This window comes from Rossellomorea sp. ABR4_012, assembly GCF_056159545.1.
In genome coordinates, this window is record NZ_JBSWVK010000001.1 from 649,386 (window position 1) to 668,022 (window position 18,637).

16 protein-coding genes and 1 pseudogene are annotated in these 18,637 nt (G+C 41.4%); 10 read left to right on the forward strand and 7 right to left on the reverse strand.

Annotated elements, in window-relative coordinates:
* Window positions 1–56 precede the first annotated feature (56 nt).
* The 6 genes from ACXAFV_RS03335 to ACXAFV_RS03360 are packed head-to-tail and all read left to right on the forward strand — an operon-like array spanning window position 57 to window position 6,460.
* Entirely contained in the window at window positions 57–1,178 is a 1,122-nt protein-coding gene (locus ACXAFV_RS03335; RefSeq protein WP_475124448.1) for a glycosyltransferase family 4 protein, read from the forward strand.
* A gap of 22 nt (window positions 1,179–1,200) precedes the next feature.
* Window positions 1,201–2,448 (forward strand): glycosyltransferase family 4 protein, encoded by a 1,248-nt coding sequence (locus tag ACXAFV_RS03340; RefSeq protein ID WP_475124449.1) that lies wholly within the window; start codon window positions 1,201–1,203, stop codon window positions 2,446–2,448.
* Complete coding sequence (locus ACXAFV_RS03345; RefSeq protein WP_175990078.1) at window positions 2,445–3,557, forward strand: DegT/DnrJ/EryC1/StrS family aminotransferase; 1,113 nt, start codon at window positions 2,445–2,447, stop codon at window positions 3,555–3,557. The genes ACXAFV_RS03340 and ACXAFV_RS03345 overlap by 4 nt, the downstream gene beginning before the upstream one ends.
* Window positions 3,558–3,569: 12 nt before the next feature.
* Window positions 3,570–4,280 (forward strand): acyltransferase, encoded by a 711-nt coding sequence (locus ACXAFV_RS03350; protein ID WP_475124451.1) that lies wholly within the window; start codon window positions 3,570–3,572, stop codon window positions 4,278–4,280.
* A 49-nt stretch (window positions 4,281–4,329) separates the two neighbouring features.
* Complete coding sequence (locus ACXAFV_RS03355; protein ID WP_475124452.1) at window positions 4,330–5,823, forward strand: O-antigen ligase family protein; 1,494 nt, start codon at window positions 4,330–4,332, stop codon at window positions 5,821–5,823.
* A complete protein-coding gene (locus ACXAFV_RS03360) occupies window positions 5,783–6,460 on the forward strand; it encodes a YveK family protein (RefSeq protein WP_475124453.1) in 678 nt (225 codons plus the stop codon). The genes ACXAFV_RS03355 and ACXAFV_RS03360 overlap by 41 nt, the downstream gene beginning before the upstream one ends.
* Window positions 6,461–6,503: 43 nt before the next feature.
* On the opposite strand, the gene ACXAFV_RS03365 is transcribed toward ACXAFV_RS03360, so the two are convergent.
* Window positions 6,504–7,517 carry an LCP family protein gene (locus ACXAFV_RS03365; protein WP_475124454.1) on the reverse strand — a complete coding sequence of 338 codons (1,014 nt, stop codon included), beginning with the start codon at window positions 7,515–7,517 and terminating at the stop codon, window positions 6,504–6,506.
* A gap of 135 nt (window positions 7,518–7,652) precedes the next feature.
* Window positions 7,653–8,288: a YigZ family protein gene (locus ACXAFV_RS03370; protein ID WP_475124455.1), complete on the reverse strand. Its 636-nt coding sequence runs from the start codon at window positions 8,286–8,288 to the stop codon at window positions 7,653–7,655.
* Window positions 8,289–8,840: 552 nt separating this feature from the next.
* On the opposite strand from ACXAFV_RS03370, the gene ACXAFV_RS03375 reads away from it, so the two are divergent.
* Window positions 8,841–9,983, forward strand: a complete 1,143-nt coding sequence (locus ACXAFV_RS03375; protein WP_475124457.1) for a sensor histidine kinase — start codon at window positions 8,841–8,843, stop codon at window positions 9,981–9,983.
* Between the two features lie 30 nt (window positions 9,984–10,013).
* The gene (locus ACXAFV_RS03380) at window positions 10,014–10,691 is read left to right on the forward strand and encodes a response regulator (RefSeq protein WP_475124459.1); all 678 of its coding nucleotides are present in this window, start codon (window positions 10,014–10,016) and stop codon (window positions 10,689–10,691) included.
* 701 nt (window positions 10,692–11,392) lie between these two features.
* Here ACXAFV_RS03380 and treR read toward each other — a convergent pair.
* Window positions 11,393–12,121 (reverse strand): trehalose operon repressor, encoded by a 729-nt coding sequence (gene treR / locus ACXAFV_RS03385; RefSeq protein ID WP_475124460.1) that lies wholly within the window; start codon window positions 12,119–12,121, stop codon window positions 11,393–11,395.
* Between the two features lie 117 nt (window positions 12,122–12,238).
* Between treR and ACXAFV_RS03390 the strand changes: the two genes are divergently transcribed.
* Window positions 12,239–12,847 carry a DUF4440 domain-containing protein gene (locus ACXAFV_RS03390; protein ID WP_475124462.1) on the forward strand — a complete coding sequence of 203 codons (609 nt, stop codon included), beginning with the start codon at window positions 12,239–12,241 and terminating at the stop codon, window positions 12,845–12,847.
* 38 nt (window positions 12,848–12,885) lie between these two features.
* Here ACXAFV_RS03390 and ACXAFV_RS03395 read toward each other — a convergent pair whose 3' ends face one another.
* From ACXAFV_RS03395 to treP, 4 genes and pseudogenes are all read right to left on the reverse strand, one after another.
* A complete protein-coding gene (locus ACXAFV_RS03395) occupies window positions 12,886–13,065 on the reverse strand; it encodes an aspartyl-phosphate phosphatase Spo0E family protein (protein ID WP_475124463.1) in 180 nt (59 codons plus the stop codon).
* Window positions 13,066–13,090: 25 nt separating this feature from the next.
* Window positions 13,091–13,317, reverse strand: a pseudogene (locus tag ACXAFV_RS03400) (hypothetical protein).
* 122 nt (window positions 13,318–13,439) lie between these two features.
* Window positions 13,440–15,125: an alpha,alpha-phosphotrehalase gene (treC, locus tag ACXAFV_RS03405; RefSeq protein WP_475124464.1), complete on the reverse strand. Its 1,686-nt coding sequence runs from the start codon at window positions 15,123–15,125 to the stop codon at window positions 13,440–13,442.
* Between the two features lie 450 nt (window positions 15,126–15,575).
* The gene (treP, locus tag ACXAFV_RS03410) at window positions 15,576–16,991 is read right to left on the reverse strand and encodes a PTS system trehalose-specific EIIBC component (protein WP_475124465.1); all 1,416 of its coding nucleotides are present in this window, start codon (window positions 16,989–16,991) and stop codon (window positions 15,576–15,578) included.
* 561 nt (window positions 16,992–17,552) lie between these two features.
* On the opposite strand from treP, the gene ACXAFV_RS03415 reads away from it, so the two are divergent.
* Window positions 17,553–18,461: a C40 family peptidase gene (locus tag ACXAFV_RS03415; protein WP_475124466.1), complete on the forward strand. Its 909-nt coding sequence runs from the start codon at window positions 17,553–17,555 to the stop codon at window positions 18,459–18,461.
* Window positions 18,462–18,637 lie beyond the last annotated feature (176 nt).

Genomic DNA, 18,637 nt, shown 5'->3' on the forward strand with positions numbered 1-18,637 from the left:
AAGAGTCCCTTCACATGGACTCTTTTTACCAGTGTTCTCCGAAAGAGGGATATAACTTGAAAGTTTGTCATTTAACTTCTGTTCATCCAACTGAAGATATTCGAATTTTTGTGAAAGAATGTTCTTATCTGAGCGATGCGGGATTTAACGTAAGCTTAGTAGTCGGAAACAGTGAATCATATACGAAGAATGGTGTAGACATAATAGGGGCTCCCGTCAAATCATCCAATCGCTATCTTAGAATGATCAAGGGTCCTCAGAGTGTTTATAAAAAAGCGCTTGAAGTGGATGCGGACGTTTATCACTTCCATGATCCCGAGCTGCTGCCAGTCGGGCTGCTCTTGAAATCCAAAGGTAAAAAAGTCATTTACGACGTACATGAGGATGTGCCTCAGCAAGTACTTTCGAAACAATGGATTCCAAAGCCTCTCAGAAAACTAGTATCCAGAATGGTTGAAGGGTTGGAAAAGTATGCTTCCAATAGATTTGATGCTGTTGTGACAGCTACCCCTACAATCAATGAACGGTTTCTTACATATCAACAGAACTCTGTTACCATTCATAATTTTCCGATTATGAATGAATTAATAGGAGAAGGTTCTGCTGATTCAGAAAAACCAATGGATTTGAACAAAATAGTTTACATCGGTGGAATAACAAAACTGCGGGGAATAGAAGAGATGGTTCGCTCAATGGAGGAGTTGAACAAAGACACATCGTCAGACGTCACTCTTCATTTAGCCGGAGCGTTTGCACCTCCTTCCCTTCAGAATGAAATGGAACAATTGGACGGGTGGAACCATGTCGACTTTGAAGGATATGTAAACAGAAAAGAAGTGTCGAACCTTTTGAATACTTCTTCTGTTGGTTTAGTCATTCTTCATCCGGAACCACGATATGTCGTTTCTTACCCGATCAAGTTGTTTGAATATATGTCAGCCGGACTACCTGTCATAGCAAGTGATTTTCCTTTATGGAGGGGGATCATCGAAGATGCTCAATGCGGAATCTGTGTTGATCCGATGAGCCCGAGTGAAATTGCGGATGCAGTCAGGTATCTTCTGACTAACAAGGAAGAAGCAAGAAAAATGGGTGAGAATGGGCGTCAGGCAATCATGAATAAATATAACTGGGAACAGGAAAGTGTCCGGTTAGTTGAGCTTTATAAGAGTTTATAATGGCTTTAAAGGGTGAAAATTGTTGAAAATTTGGATACTCAATGCAGTAGCATTAAAACCTAATGAAACAGGGATAACACGTCATTATGACTTATCTAAGCATATGGCGGATAAAGGTCATGAAATCACCATATTCGCCAGCAGTTTCTTAGTCTATCTATTTAAATGGCGGAACCCTGAAAAAAAGAGTTACTCAGAGAATGTAAACGGAGTATTATTCGAGTGGGTATGGACACTTCCTTATAACGGGAACGGTCCAAAGAGGCTCTTAAATATGATGAGCTATATGTTGACAGCTGTTAAAAGAGGGATGAAGAAAAAAGAGAAGCCTGACGTGATCGTAGGTTCCTCCGTCCATCTGTTTGCTTGTTTGGCAGCATACATTTTAAGCAAGCTAAAGGGTGCAACGTTCATTGTGGAAATCCGTGATTTATGGCCAAAGACATTGATTGATTTTGGTGCCTTTTCCAAGAATCATCCCGTGGCTCTATTGTTCGGATGGATTGAAAAATTTGTTTATAAAAAGTCTGAGAAGATTATCGTCACACTTCCTGGGGCTTATAAATATATCACGTCCTTGGGGATTCCAAAAGATAAGATTGTTTATATTCCGAATGGAATAGACTTGGATAAGATTCAAGAATTGGAAAATGAGGCATCCCTTGAATCGACATTGGATAATATAAGAGAAAATTATTCTCATATTGCCATGTATTTAGGTTCTCATGGGGTTGCCAATTCATTGGATACAATCGTAAATGCAGCTTCTAAATTACCAAGAAAAGATACTGCGTTTGTATTTGTAGGAGAGGGACCTGAAAAGGGGAACTTGAAAAAACAAGCCCAAACACTTGGTCTGGACAATGTATTTTTCCTTGACGGCATACCTAAGAGAGAAGTGCTGTCCACTTTGAATCTTGCCGATGTCTTAATGGTTTCGATGCTTGATACGAATCTATATCAATATGGAATCAGCTTAAATAAACTGAATGATTATCTGCTCTCCGGTAAGCCGATCATCTTTTCCGGCAGGGTATTCAATGATATCGTGGCAAATGCTGAAGCAGGGATCACTGTCACTCCTGAAGCACCGGAAGAATTTGCAAAAGGATTAGAGTCTTTATTAAACTTAACAAGTGAAGAGAAACAAGCGATTAAGCTGAATGGTTACCGTTATTTGGACGAGCACCACAATATTGAGAAGCTCTCTGATCAATTTCTCTCGGTTTGTAAACAAAATCATTTTAAAAACAAGGAGAATGCCCAATGAAAGTACCTATGTTAGATTTAACTGAACAATATCAGAATTTAAAAGAAGAAATTCATACAGCAATGGAAGAGGTCATGTCCAAAGCACATTTTATCCTTGGTCAGAATGTTAAGGATTTAGAAGCTTCCGTAGCAGAGTATAGCAATGCGAAACATGGAATCGGTGTTGCAAATGGTTCTGATGCACTAAATATCTCCATTTTGGGGCTGGAAATCGGACCTGGTGATGAAGTGATCGTTCCATCCTTTACTTTCTTCGCTACAGCTGGAGCAGTTGCGAGAGCGGGAGCGACACCAGTATTTGTCGATATTGATCCTAAAACATATAATATCGATCCTGAAAAAATTGAAGCTGCAATCACACCTAAGACAAAAGCAATCATCCCTGTTCACCTGTATGGACAAATGGCTGATATGGAAAAGATCAAGGAAGTTGCAGATAAGCATAATATCGCCATCATCGAGGATGCCGCGCAAGCCATCGGTTCCCTATACAAAGGCAAGAAAGTGGGCGAGCTTGGCACCACTGCATGTTACAGCTTCTTCCCTACAAAGAACCTGGGTGCATATGGAGATGCGGGTATGATCATTACCAGCGATGACGAAGTCGGTGAACGTATGCGCGTACTCCGTGTACATGGAAGTAAGCCGAAGTACTATCACCATGTGCTGGGTTACAACAGTCGTCTTGATGAACTTCAAGCTGCGATCTTAAATGTGAAGTTCAAGCATTTAGATGATTGGAGCGATCAACGACGTGAAAATGCTTATTATTACAATGAATTACTTAACAAAGAACTGAGTGATATCGTTGTTACTCCTTATGAAGAGGAATTTAACCACCATGTGTATCACCAGTACACAATCAGAGTGCCGAAACGTGATGAGTTACAGGCATACCTGAAGGAACAAGGTGTGGCGACGATGATTTATTATCCTCAGCCGCTTCACTTACAGCCTGTGTTCAAAGAGTTAGGTTTCAAAGAAGGAGACCTTCCTGAAACGGAAAAAGCGGCAGCAGAAGCGATTTCTTTACCAATGTTCCCTGAGTTAACAAGAGAACAGCAGGAATATGTAGTGGCTAATATCAAAGAGTTCTACAAAGGATAAAGGGGAAATAAAATGAAGCCTGTAAAAATAGGACAGAATGTTGTTATTGAAGACGGTGTGGAATTTGGGGAGAACGTGTCGGTTGGACACAATGTCATCATTTATGCCGGTTCCAAAATAGGAAACAATGTCATGATCCAAGATAACGTAGTCATCGGAAAACAGCCGGCCCGTGCGAAGAATTCAATTCTTCCAGAAGTGAAGAAGCTCCCGCCTGCCATCATCGGTGACGGGACTACCTTGGGTACATCTTCCATCATTTATGCAAACGCAGAACTTGGGGAAGAAGTGTTTGTTGCAGACCTGGCAACCGTTAGAGAAAGAGTGACAATCGGCAGACAGACAATCGTCGGCCGCGGGGTCTCCGTAGAGAATGACTGTACAGTGGGAGAGAAGTGCAAGCTAGAAACAAACTGCTATATCACTGCTTATTCCACTTTGGGCAATTATGTCTTTGTCGCTCCTTACGTTGTCACAACCAACGATAACTATATGGCACGTTCTAAAGAACGATATGATAAATTTAAAGGTGTCACTGTGAAAGAAGGAGGAAGAATTGGAGCGAACGCGTTAATTCTTCCAGGTAAAGTCATCCATGAAGATGGAACAGTGGCTGCTGGTAGCATTGTTTCAAGAGATGTCGAGCCGGAAACTCTGGTTGTGGGTTCTCCTGCCAAGCCTCTCCGCAAGGTTCCGGATGATCAACTGCTAAGAAATCAATAATCTTGTTAGAGGCTGTTTTGTACAGCCTCTAATTATTAGGTGATGCTCAATGAATACATACTTGAAATCAAAATATAATATCGCGTTCGTTTTAGGTGGAGCCATCCTTCTGCTCTTCTACCTGGCTGCCATGCAAAAAGGAATTAACCTTCAAAAGCTCTTTCTTCTTACATCCGTCGGAGTGATTGGTCTGGCTGGATTCATTTTCATCTGGCATAAATGGTGGAAAGGAGCTCACAGATTTCACATTGCGGTAAGCTTATTAGTCATCTCCTCATTTATAGGAGCGGCTGTTCCTCTATTCAAGGTGGCCGGATTCACCGTCTATCCTTTTCGAATCTTTCTCGGACTCTGTGCGTTTATGTTAGCTGGATATTTCTATTACCGGAATCATACGATTCTACATTCACTGAAGTCCCTTAAGGATAACTCTTTTACTTACCTGGGATTATTTTGGATTTTTTATGCTTTTCTGTCACTTTCCTGGTCCATTAATACCATGAACACCATTCAGGATATTATCTTCCTCCTAAGCGGATTACTGACCATCTACTTCATCCTTCTCGTATACAAGAATAAGAAGGATTATAAAGAATTATTCTTTTATTGGATTGTGATGTCTCTATTACTCATTGCTATCGGTCTCATTAATCATTTTTTTCAAATTCATTTGCCTGTTTCGAGAATAAACACGGTTGCCCAATATCAGAAAAATATCCCTACAGCGGTTTTCACCAATGAGAATGACTTTGCCAGCTTCTTGGCGATTGCGAGTTTCTTCTTTCTATCTTTACTTAAAAACGGTAAAGCCCTTCTCTATAAAGCAGTTGGTACCGCAGGATTTCTTCTTTCTGTCTACCTGATCGTTGCAGCTTCATCCAGGGCGAATTATATCGCTGTATTAATTGGACTGTTTGTATGGTTTATCTTTGTGTTAAAACCCCTCCAAAGGTTGAAAATAGCGGTTATAGGTACCATCTTATCTGTCCCTGTTTTCATTTTCATGTCGGAAAGAGTGGCTGCGGGTGCGGAAAAAGTGTACGGGGTAATAAAGACCTTACTTCCAACCGAGGGTCAGGAGGATTCCATCAGTATTAGAGAGAATCTCTTGAAGAATGTAAAAGTCTTTGTTGAGAATACGTATGGATTCGGCGTGGGACCGGGTAACATTGAATTATATATGAAGGAATCCCAGTTCTACAATACATTCGGAGATTACAACGTTCATAATTGGTGGGCAGAAGTTCTTGTCCACTATGGTGTGATAACATTTACCGGCTATGTTGTATTGTTAGTGTACTTATTTGTACAGCTGGTTAAAATTCTAAAGAAGTGTACCCATCAAAGTGAACGTCTAATGGCAGAAGCACTGCTGTGCGGACTTGGTGCATTTACGATGGCCAGCATAAGTCCCAATTCATTCATGGCTCTTCCTTATAATTGGCTGTTTATAGGTGTCTGTATCGGATTTGTTTATATGAAAACGAAAGGTGAAGATGTAAGTGCTAAAACAAATGGGTTTGTCAATCATTCACAGACTTAAAAGATTTTTCATCCTGCTTTTGATCATTCCGCTTATTACGGCTGGAGTAGCTTTCTTTATGGAGATGGGGAAGGAGACAACTTATACTGCCAGTGTTCCGTTTGAATTAGGGAATTTTGAGAATGAGCAGCTGACAGGTGGAAGTAAAGTAAAAGAACTATTTAAAACAACTGAATACTTAGAACCGATAAAAGAAGATGCGGATTTAGACTATTCTTTAGAAGAATTGAAAAACGGTCTGAATATAGATGCACAGGAGGATGATATACTCGTTTTCAAGTATACTTCACCAGATAAAGAAAAAGCTGAACAAATAGTACAGGGTATAGCAGATTATTTTGAAAGAGAATCAAAAAATAAATATAATGAGAAATTAACATTATTAAAAGATTTTGAAAAAAAAGTTGATAATACCGAAGCGGCAAGGGGTTACCTGGTAGAAGAAGAATTTGAGTTTATGGAAGACACTAAAATGACAATCAAAAATATCAGAGAAACTCGATTACTAGAAGAAGTCAGTTCAGAAACATCCTATAAAAACCCTATAAAACGAGCGGTATTTGGATTTTTAGTCGGTATTATGCTGAGCCTGTTTCTACTCATCGTCCCTGAACTGTTTAAAGAATATAGAGATTAAGCAAAAAAGTGAACTATCAGAGAATTGATAGTTCACTTTTTCTTTAGTATGAAGTTTCCTCATTTTCAGCTGTGTTTTCAGGTACTGTATAATCAAGGTGGTTTTGCAGTTCTTCTTTGATTTCTTCTGTTTTCTCTTCATCGGGAATAAAGTAATATACACCGCTGTAGTATTGGTCAGCACCGCTGAACTCAATCTGTTCAAGTGAAGATTTTGAGAAATCATTATACTTTTGAACAAAGGCCAAACCTTCTTTGATTTTCATGTTCGTTTCGATATTATCTCCAACTTCTTCAGCCAAATCATCAGCCTTTAAGAACGTTTTTGGGGATAACACTTTATCCATGAGGCTCGTTACAATTTGTCTCTGTCTTTCATTACGGCCGAAGTCCCCGCGGGGATCTTTCTTGCGCATCCGGGCATAAACCAAGGCCTCTTCGCCATTCAGCTTTTGCTCACCTTCTTTAAAGGTGAACTTTTCCCAATCCTTATTTATATCATAGAAATCAAAAGGAACGTCAACGGTGACGCCGCCCACTTCATCAATGATGTTTTTGAAGCCGTCGAAATTCACTGTTACATAATAATCGATAGGAATATCCAAGAAGTCCTCTACTGTATCTATGACCAACTCTTTCCCGCCATACGAGTAAGAATGGTTGATTTTGTTCTCTTCATAACCCGGTATATCCACTAATGTGTCCCTGGGGATGCTGATCAATTTCATCGTTTGATCCTTTGGATTAAAGGTCGCGACCATGATGGTATCTGATCTTCCTTGATCGTATTCGTCGGAGTAATCCTCGACTCCAAGTAAAAGAACAGAGAAGGGGTCGTCAGAAACATAAACCTGTTCATCCCGCAATTTAGATTTTTCACCACGTTCGATTTCTTTGTATGTCCCATCCAAAGCTGAATAGGATTTATATGCCATTAGACTTAATCCTGCAGTAGTAATAATGAGGAATAAAGTAATAATTGATAGTATGATTCTCTTTCTTCTTTTTCTTCGGATCGCCCTTCGATGACGAAGTCTCTCCTGATTGAAGTCCTGCATTCATATCATCCTTTTAGTTTTATCCATTATTCATTATAAACGATTGGGGAAGGATTTAAAATAATAAGTAATATTACGATTCAGTTACTCTTTAATGGTAATTCTATTAAAAGTTCCACGACTGTCCAACGGTAGTTACTGTGCTAAAGTTTCCAGGTATTCGACTTCGCCTTCTGAAATTTTCCCTTGCGCATTGGTGAGTTCTGTCATCCATTCGGTAAATTGTTCTTTTGCCGCTTCTTCTACATAAACCTCGACTTCAACAGCATCGAGATAGTGGATTTCTTTCAGTTTGTAATGGGAGGAGCGTACTTCATTTTCCACCTTCCCCAGCCAGGTGTAGTCAATTTTGGTTTTCATGATGCGCATCAGCTTTCTTTCGACAATCCCTGTAGCGTTAAGGCCTTCAGAGGTGGCTCTCCCATATGCGCGGATTAGTCCGCCAGCCCCCAATTTAATGCCGCCAAAATAACGTGTGACAACGACTACCGTATCTTTAAGGTCACGCTTTTTTAACACCTCAAGCATAGGAACTCCCGCAGTCCCGCTTGGTTCCCCGTCATCATTCGCTTTTTGGATCAGATTATTTGCCCCGATCATATATGCAGAGCAGTTGTGGTTTGCATCCCAGTGTTTTTTCTTTATGTCAGCAATGAAGGCTTGAGCGTCTTCTTCATTTTCCGCACGGTTTACGTAGGTGATGAATCTTGAACGTTCGATGTTGATTTCATTTTCGCCGTAACCTTTGACGGTATTATAGTGGTGTAACAAATGTCATTCTCCTCTCAATAAAAATGTTTATCATATATGTAATAAGGGTATAAATCATAGGTTTTATTTCTCTTCTTACTATAAAGGACTTAGAGCAAAATTGCACAGAATCTGAAAATTCGACAAGGAAATAAATGGTTCTACATGAAATAATGGTAATACAATGTAACGAAACTTTAATCTCCGACAATATATGACATGGTATAATTGACGCTGAAAGTAATACTTCTTGTGTTCCTAACTTATGTTCGTAGGTGAATGGTCTCTTTTGAATCTGCTTGCGAACCAAATGTGAAAAACCGGGAAAACCCTTATATAGAAGTATTGCCGAGAAATATGCCTAGATGAATAAAGGAGTTTAATGATTTTGTATTGAAATTCTAATAGGTATATTTTATAAATGAGATTATAGGTAGTTGGACATGCAAAAACTTTCAACAGCCGGATGAAAATAATCGATTACTTATTATAGAAGGATAATACCTTTGTGAAGAATCAGCAAAATTTCTTACTGGGTGTAAACGAATCGTGGAACCAAAAGAGGGGTGTACCGTGTCACTAAAAAAAATTAACACCAAGCTGCTGGATATCATTCTTGAGAAAATGGTGGATACGGTCGACCAGAGTAAGGATGAAATCTTCCAGATCGGTGAACAATGCCGAAACGATTTTGAAGAGCTGACAAGTGAATTAGCAGAAGTGAAAGAAATGGTCATCAAGGTCATTGATGAAGGGGATGATTTGACCCGGAAATCAAGGCATGCCAGACTCAGGCTTTCTGAAGTGAGCAAGCATTTCCAGACATACTCAGAGACGCAAGTCAGGGAAGCGTATGAAGTGGCTCATGACCTGCAAGTGAAGATCTCGATTAACAGGCAGCTTGAGAAGCAGCTGCGTGACCGCCGGGATGAGCTTCAAAGACGCTTACAGTCGCTGGGGGACACGATCGATCGCGCCGAGCATCTATGCACGCAGATATCCGTTGTCCTTAATTATCTCAATAGTGATTTGAGACAAGTAAATGAAGCGCTGGAGGATGCGAAGCAGAGGCAGGATTTCGGGCTGCAGATCATTGAAGCACAAGAGGAAGAGCGGAAACGTTTATCCCGTGAAATCCATGACGGTCCTGCGCAGATGATGGCCAACGTCCTGATGCGATCTGATCTGATCGACCGGGTATACAGGGAAAAAGGATCAGATGAAGCGATCAAAGAAATCCGCGACTTGAAAAAGATGGTCCGGTCCGCACTTTATGAGGTCCGCCGCATCATCTACGATCTCAGACCGATGGCACTCGATGATCTTGGTTTGATTCCGACCCTCAGAAAATACTTAAGCACCATCGAAGAGTATAACCATGGAACTAGTATTCAATTCGTGAACATCGGACTAGATGTAAGGCTTCCGTCAAAATACGAAGTCGCCTTGTTCCGTATGGTTCAGGAATGTGTACAGAATGCGTTGAAGCACGCTGAATCGACACATATCCAAGTTAAAGTAGAAGTAAAGAAAGACAAAATAACCGTTGTCGTCAAAGACGACGGCAAAGGATTCGATATAGAAGCTCAGAAAACAGGATCCTTTGGTATCATGGGGATGAAAGAGCGTGTCGACCTTCTCGAAGGAGACATCACGATTGACTCAAAAGTAGGGGCAGGAACTGTCGTTATTATTGGAGTTCCGCTCAATAAGTAAATTTTTCGAAGGATTAGGGAGGCGAATGACATGGCAACAAATATTGTTATCATTGACGATCACCAGTTATTCAGAGAAGGGGTTAAACGTATCTTGGAATTTGAACCTTCTTTCAACGTAGTAGCTGAAGGGGACGACGGTTCTGAAGCAATCAACCTGGTTGAATCCCACGAACCCGATGTCGTATTAATGGATATCAACATGCCGGAAACAAACGGAGTGGAAGCCACTCGCGAACTGATGAACAAATATCCTGACACAAAGGTCATCATCCTTTCCATACATGATGACGAAAACTACGTGAACCACGCATTGAAGACAGGAGCATTAGGATATCTTCTGAAAGAAATGGATTCTGAAGCACTGATCAATGCTGTCAAAGTGGTTGCGGAAGGTGGATCTTACGTTCATCCAAAGGTTACGCATAACCTGGTAGCAGAATACAAGCGCCTGGCAAATGCTCAAAATTCTGGTGGATTCCAGCAATCCGAAGTTCGCCGCCCGTTACATCTATTAACCCGCCGCGAATGCGAAGTACTGCAAATGCTTGCTGACGGTAAGAGCAACCGTGGAATTGGTGAGGCACTGTACATCAGTGAAAAGACCGTTAAGAACCACGTGAGTAACATTCTTCAGAAAATGAATGTGAACGATCGTACGCAGGCCGTTGTTACAGCGATTAAGAATGGCTGGGTTGAGGTGCGATAAATAGAATACAGGTTAGTAATTTGTTGTTAGGAAAGCAGCCCTTTTTGATGGAGGGTTGTTTTTTTATGTTTAAAAATTTTGTAAGCTAATAATAAGGATTCTAAGAATGCACTAAAATACAAAAGGGGGTAAATTATATAGAAAATCTAGTTACTTTGATTGTAATACTGATTATTATCTTCCCACTTGTTGGCCTTGTAATAAGTTCAAAAAAAGAATTAAAGGCAAATCCTCCAAGGTTTAAACAGTTGTCTTTAGAGCAGGCACCGGACAAAGTACAACAAGGAATTTTAAAGTTCCTTGAGAAATCAACTAGATTTTTTCCAAGTCGAGAGGGTACGGAGTTCTTTTATAGTACTTCGTACAACAGCAAGCAATATATTTTCTTAACAAGGGTAGTTAAAGATGAGAACAGTCGAATAAATATCATTGATACAAAAGTAAAGTTTTTTGGAACAACGATATACTACTCTTTATCCAAGGATAGGGGTGAAATAGTACAACAAGGCAGTCAATTATACGTATACTCAATAATAGAAGGAGACACCTCTTATATTAATTCACAAAATGTAGAAGTAAAGGAACTAAAGTAATAATGTCTATTCAGAATGGATGATGCTTCTAAATGGTTGTTGGTGCCAGCCCAAAACTAAAACGATGCCTGGCACCAATGAATCACACCTGCAAGAGGTATACTTTACCTAATGCTTCCGCCGAGCAAAATCCACAAACCTGAACTTATCCAGCCTGTGGCGCGATTCCGTATACTCAAACAGCGTAGCATCCTTCAAATGCACATAATTCTTCACGACCACCACATGATCATACTTGTTCAGATCAAGATAGCTGCGATCCTCATCCGTACATTCCTCTACTACGATTTCCTTTTTGGCAAAGTCGATCGGAAGTTCCAATTCATTCTCCAGATACTCATAGATTGAATTCTCGCAGATTTCCTTTGTCAGCAGAGGAACCTCAGACTTTAGGAAATAAGACTTGTCCAAAATGATTCTCTCGCCCTGGATCTGCCGGGAGCGTACGACATTCCAGATTTCTGTGTCGGCGGAGACTTCAAATATAGAAGAAAGGCTGCTTCCTGCCCCTGCATTCGCGAGACCAAACTCGTGAACGGTGGTTTCGATATCCTCCCGTCCCATCGAAGACTGGAGCTCCTTAAAACTCACCAGTCCTGAAATCGGGAAATCCATTCTCGACACATCAAGGACCAGAGAGCCTTTTCCGCGCAGCTTCTGAATAAGTCCTTTTTGCGCCAATAGTGTAAGCGCTTTCCTAATGGTCTCACGAGAAGTGAAATAGATCACTGCCAGTTCGTTCTCAGATGGGAGGATGGTATTCGTCTTGTAGGTCCCGTCCTGGATTTTTTTAGACAGGTCTTCAAAGATTTGTTTGTATTTATTACTTTTCGTCATATTATCACCATCTATTATTTTACCATAATGTCGCGGGAAAATGAGAATGAACTTGAGTGTTGCGAATATTTTCAATAGAATGGAGATAGTGCAAATTTTAGAAAAGGGTGAAGAGTATTGTCGACACAACATTGGAAAAAAATCATGCTGGGAATTGGAATGAGTACGCTGTTATTAGGCGCTTGCGGAGGAGAAGAGGAAGCAAAGGAAGAAAAGAAGGATACAGAAGAAGTACAGCCGAATGAGGATGCTAAAAATGATCCTGCAACAGATGAAGCTGCATCTCTAACTCAGACGACAGAGATTGTCGAAGATGCCGGCGCTTTAAAAGAAGCGGAAAACATTCCCGCCGAAGAGAAAACGGCTATTACTGAAGCCTTTAATCAATATATCGATGCGTTTAATGCAGAGGATTTCGAATCCTATATGAGTGTGATTTCGAATACACCGGTAAATTTCAAGTATGAAGATGAAGAGCGTTATGTGAAACAAATCTTTGACGCTGTTGACTCCAAGCGTACTGTGGAAAATGTGAAAATCATCAACTATGCCGGGAAGAAAGCGGATGTCTATGCAGAAATAGAGGCAACTACGAAGGATCCAAACAGCGATAAAGAAGTGACCCGTTCTGGTAAGCAAGTAACTGTATTCCATAAGAAAGATGATGGTTGGAAGGTAGCGGCTATTTTCTTCCTAGCGAATGAAGGGGATCAAGAGAATGAATAAAGAAAATAGACTGCTGCGGCAGTCTATTTTTTATGTATTTAATCATCATCATTCTTATGTGCTTCGGCGGTATAAAGATTAAATAGTTCATCAAGTTCCTGACTAATCTTAAGGGTGACAGGATGGGTGAAGCCATTGACAAGAGCGAAGGATTGAAGCTCTGAACGCTTCTTTTCCATTTCGTATATGATGTTCTGAAGTTGGTTGGTAGATGGCATGGAATCCCTCCTCCTGATGTTGTGTCTACATTATGACATATTTCTCGGGAAATGTGTCGGATTTACCGGTATTTTCTTTACAGTTTTTTGTATAGATTTGTTTTATTGATGCATTTGTATTGACCGCTTTTGATTTCCGTGCAAGACTTCGCTTTCCGCGGGCGGTTGGTGAGCCTCCTCGGTCGTACCTCCCTGCGGGGTCTCACCTAACACGCTTTTCCCGCAGGAGTCTTCGTCTTGCACTCCAATCAAAAGCTGGAACGACCTTGAAAAATAATCAGTTACCAAAACAAGATCTATAAAAAGTCCGGGCTATATCTCCATATCAATCCTTAATATAAAAGGTACCCGCAATATGCAGGTACCTTTGAATGCTATTTCGTTAATCGGAAGACCACAGACTCATAAGGGCGTAATGTAAAGTTGCTATATTCATTCGCTGTGTCTTCGTAATTGGATAATAAAACATCACTAGACCAGCCCTCGACATCAACTTCGGATGGGAGAGTGAACGCTGTGTCTTTTCCATAGAAATTATTGACTACTAGCAGTTTTTCATTGTTTCCATTACGTACATAGGCAAAAATCTCAGGATGATCTTCAAGGATCAGTTGATAATCGCCGTGGACAATGATGCTGTATTCTTTACGCAGATTGTTCAGTTTTTGATAGTGGTAGAAGACAGAGTCCTCGTCAGCCAGTGCTTGTTCCACATTGATTTCCTTATAGTTCTTCGCAACCGGGATCCAAGGCGTGCCAGAAGTGAATCCACTGTATTCTTCTGCATTCCACTGGACGGGCGTTCTTGAGTTGTCACGTGATTTGTGGCGAAGGATTTCAAGGATTTCTTCCTCGGATTTGCCTTCTTCTTTTAATATATTGAAGATGTTGATTGACTCGACATCGCGATATTCATCGATGCTTGTATATTTCGGGTTGGTCATGCCGATTTCCTCGCCTTGATAGATGTAAGGCGTACCCTGCATCATGTGAATTGTAGTAGCAAGCATCTTCGCTGATTCGATTCGATATTCGCCGTCGTCACCGTATCGGGACACGATACGCGGTTGATCGTGGTTGCACCAGAATAGCGCGTTCCAGCCGCCGCCCTTGTGCATTTCACTTTGCCAAGTCGACAGTATATCCTTCAATTTTAGAAAATCAAATTCCGCCACCGACCATTTCTCGCCGTTTGGATAGTCCACTTTCAGATGGTGAAAATTGAACGTCATGCTGAGTTCGTTGCGGTCAGGATTTGAATACTTGATGCAGTTGTCGATCGTCGTTGATGACATTTCCCCGACCGTCATGATGTCGTAATGAGAAAAGACTTCTTTATTCATCTCCTGCATATACTCGTGAACTTTCGGACCGTCCGTGTAAAACTTGCGTCCGTCACCCGGGGCCACTGATCCATCATCGTCCGGGAAATCCTGGTCTTTGGAAATAAGATTGATGACGTCCAGTCGGAAGCCGTCGACGCCTTTTCTCAGCCAAAAGTGCATCATGTCGTAAAGCTTTGTACGGACTTTATCATTCTCCCAGTTCAGGTCAGCCTGTGTCACGTCAAAGAGGTGAAGGTAATACTGACCGGTTTCTTCATCATACTGCCACGCATTCCCGCCGAACTTCGACTGCCAGTTAGTCGGCTCGGAACCATCCTGCTTGCCGTCTTTCCAGATGTAGAAGTCACGGTATTCATTGTCTTTCGATTTTCGCGACTCAATGAACCACTGATTTTCTGTTGATGTATGATTAATGACGATGTCCATGATGATTTTGATTCCGCGTTTATGGGCTTCTTCGAGAAGTTCATCAAAATCTTCCATTGTGCCGTATTCTTCGTGGATGTTGAAGTAGTCGCTGATGTCGTAGCCGTTGTCGCGCTGAGGGGACTTGTAGATCGGTGTAAGCCATACGACGTCGATGCCTAGCTTGTTTAGGTAGTCCAGTTTTTGTGTGATTCCTTTGATGTCGCCGACGCCGTTACCTGACGTGTCGTTGAAGCTTTTCGGGTAGATTTGATAGACGACGGAGTTTTTCCACCATGGTTGTTTCATTTTGATTCGCACCTTTCATTACTTAGTTAGTACTTCTAATACTGCTTTTGATTTCCGTGGGAGACTTCGCTTTCCGCGGGCGGTTGGTGAGCCTCCTCGTCGCTAAAGCTCCTGCGGAGTCTCACCTAACACGCTTTTCCCGCAGGAGTCTTCGTCTCCCACTCCAATCAGAAGCTGGAACAGGCTATAATCCTGTTTTTACAATCTAGAGGACACCCAAAAGTCACGTACTCATCAAATCATTTTTTGTGAAAAAGAAAAAAGAGGGGAGGACCAACAGTGATATCTATTTTTTCACTGTTGGTCAATCTCGCCCCCTCATTTTAACTTGTATATACAAGTTCGTCTACTGTTATCTCTATTTATGCTTAATGAAAGTCCGTCCCTAGCTGCGGTAACGCATCACCGCAGCGGGGGTCTGACCCCATAAAAACTGTTATCTTTCTCTTTTTACACAAGCTTATTCTTACTAAATCTAGACCAAATCATCGTCAACACGAAAGGTACGACAATTGCAATGGCCATTCCGATGAAGAATGGGATCCAGTATTCCGGGATGATGGAAAGGAATCCAGGCAGTCCGCCTACACCGATGGAGAATGCTTTGGTCCCCGTCATCGCAAGCAGCACGCCGCCGATAGCTGATCCGATCAACGCTGAGATGAATGGATAGCGGTATCGGAGGTTGACCCCGAACATCGCAGGCTCAGTGATTCCAAGATAAGCTGAAATGGCTGAAGTACCGGCGAGGCCGCGCAGTTTTTCATTTTCTTTCTTGGCAACGAACATCATAGCAAGTGCAGCTGAACCTTGAGCGATGTTGGATAGCGCAAGGATCGGCCATAGGAATGTTCCTCCCTGACTTCCGACTAGCTGAAGGTCTACTGCAAGGAAGGTGTGGTGCATACCTGTGATAACCATAACTGCGTAAAGACCACCGTATAGTAATCCACCTAACCAGGATACAGAATCGAATACCCACACAACGCCGTCAGTCAATAGATTACCAATGAAGAATGTTACTGGGCCGATTAAGATAAATGAAGCGAAACCAGTGATCAATAACGCAATTGGTGCAACCACAAGCAATTTAATCGAATCATGGACCCGTTTATCCAGGAACATTTCAATCTTCGCTAAGAGGTAGGATGCGAATAGAATCGGCAATACCTGCCCCTGATATCCAATCTTATCGATTTCAAGGCCGAAGAGATTCCATGTCGGGATTTCATCAGCTTTACCATAATCCCAAGCGTTCATCAAATCAGGATGTACTAAGATAAGTCCTAAAACGATACCGAGTAACGGACTTCCGCCGAAACGTTTAACCGCTGACCAACCAATTAACCCAGGTAAGAACACGAAGGCCGTATTGGCAATCAGGTTGATGATACTTGCAAGATCCGCCCATTGTGGATGAACATCAATCACAGATTTTTCATCATAAAAAATGCCGGGGCCCGTCAGGATATTATTCAGACCCATAAGTAAACCGGCCGTTACGATCGCCGGCAGGATCGGAATGAAGATATCAGCAAGCGTCTTGATCGCACGTTGCAATGGATTCAGGTTTTGAGTCGCAGCATCTTTAACATCCTGCTTCGATGCCTGCTCAAGACCTGTTTCTTCAGCTAAAATTTGATACGCTTTATTGACCAAGCCTTGTCCGATGACAACTTGGAACTGCCCGTTAGAGGAGAATGACCCTTTAACGATATCAATCTCTTCCAAACGTTCTTTGTCTACTTTCTTCTCATCCTTCAACACTAAACGAAGGCGTGTCACACAGTGAGTGGCCGTCTGGATATTCTCCTTACCGCCAATCGCTTCAATTATCTCGCGAACGGATTCTTTGCTCACGCTCATGAAATTCCCTCCCTGGTTATCGAAACCGCCTGGGCAGTTCCGTGAAATTGTCGAAAGCCTGTCATGTACCCGCTTTCAATTCTATTAATGGAATTCCCCTAAATAGTTTGTGAAAAACGTCTCTAAATATGCTATTACACGGTTTTTTTAGTTAAAACATAAACGCTTACATTATTTAGAGGTCTTGTTGTATATACAAGATGTATCTTCATTGTATTCATGTATATACAAGTTGTCAACGGAAAAAGTTAGCGTTTACATTAGTATAATTTCACAATTCATTCAGAATACAGAGATGGTGCGGATTATGTAGATATTTGTCGAATGAAAATCGCTAAAAATTTTCAGCTGTTGTTTTCAGTTCAAGACTTAGCTTTCTATAATTGTCGTACCACTTATAAAGGTAAACTGGTAATAGGTCCATAAAATACCAATCCTTATTACAATGGTAGTTCATCATAATTATTCATCAATTACCATAATAAACCTCTTAAAATATCAATCTCTTTCTTTCATAATGGAAAAGCAAGAAAATTTTACATGAAGAAGGAGAATTATCTTTTGAAGAAAACGATCATTGCTGTTACAACTGCTGCTCTAGTCTCGTCACTTGCTGTTAATTCTGTTGATGCTGCCTCTTATCGCGTTCAATCCGGTGATACGTTATCGGAGATCGCTTATAAATATGATACATCCGTCTCGAACATAAAAAATTGGAACGAACTTACGTCAGATATGATTTATGTCAACCAGGTGTTAGAAGTATCCGCTCCAACAACATCATCTGCTAAGACATATACAGTCCAATCCGGTGACTATCTTTCTAAAATCGGACAGAAGTTCGATGTCTATGTAGCTGAACTGAAAGAATGGAACAACCTTAAAAGCGACGTCATCCATCCTGGACAAGTCCTTAAGGTATCTGCACCCACTTCAACAACTCAGCCGGCTCCGACAACCGGAACTTATACTGTCCAATCAGGCGATACGCTATCTCATATCGCTGGGCGATACGATGTGAGTGTTTCACAGATCAAATCCTGGAACGGCTTAACCTCGGACACTATTTATGTCGGGCAAAAGCTTTCCATCAGTTCTGCGAAAGCTGACGGTAGCACTTCATCTGTAGTTAAAGAAGCGAAAATGCATATCGGGACCCGATATGCATGGGGAGGCACTTCACCTAGCGGGTTCGATTGCAGCGGATTCATTTATTACGTGTTCAATCAAGCGGGCACAAACATCGCTCGTACGAATACATCTGGCTACTATAGTAAATCAACGGCCATTTCAAATCCGAAGCCTGGCGATCTGGTCTTCTTTAAAAATACGTACAAGGCTGGCATCAGCCACATGGGCATCTATCTTGGAAATGGTGAATTCATCCACGCATCCGACAGCGGAGTAGAGGTGTCCAAGCTAAACAACACTTACTGGTCACCACGGTTTGCTGGATATAGAACATTTTAATTCTTCGTTTCGAATTTAGATTATAGTAAAGCCGGCGGAATCATTCCGCCGGCTTTTGTCACCCAAAATGACGATCAACACAGGAATAAGTGCCCCCGCCAGAAGCTTCATTATCCAAAATCATGAAATAAATGGTAACATACTAAAGGGATTCGCCGTTAGGTATAGAAATAGTT

Bases quoted from the DNA above. Each gene is read 5' to 3' on its own strand.
- ACXAFV_RS03345 (WP_175990078.1), top strand. From the start codon at position 2,445: ATGAAAGTACCTATGTTAGATTTAACTGAACAATATCAGAATTTAAAA.
- ACXAFV_RS03350 (WP_475124451.1), top strand. From the start codon at position 3,570: ATGAAGCCTGTAAAAATAGGACAGAATGTTGTTATTGAAGACGGTGTG.
- ACXAFV_RS03355 (WP_475124452.1), top strand. From the start codon at position 4,330: ATGAATACATACTTGAAATCAAAATATAATATCGCGTTCGTTTTAGGT.
- ACXAFV_RS03365 (WP_475124454.1), bottom strand. From the start codon at position 7,517: ATGCAGGACTTCAATCAGGAGAGACTTCGTCATCGAAGGGCGATCCGA.
- ACXAFV_RS03380 (WP_475124459.1), top strand. From the start codon at position 10,014: ATGGCAACAAATATTGTTATCATTGACGATCACCAGTTATTCAGAGAA.
- treR (WP_475124460.1), bottom strand. From the start codon at position 12,121: ATGACGAAAAGTAATAAATACAAACAAATCTTTGAAGACCTGTCTAAA.
- ACXAFV_RS03395 (WP_475124463.1), bottom strand. From the start codon at position 13,065: ATGCCATCTACCAACCAACTTCAGAACATCATATACGAAATGGAAAAG.
- treC (WP_475124464.1), bottom strand. From the start codon at position 15,125: ATGAAACAACCATGGTGGAAAAACTCCGTCGTCTATCAAATCTACCCG.
- treP (WP_475124465.1), bottom strand. From the start codon at position 16,991: ATGAGCGTGAGCAAAGAATCCGTTCGCGAGATAATTGAAGCGATTGGC.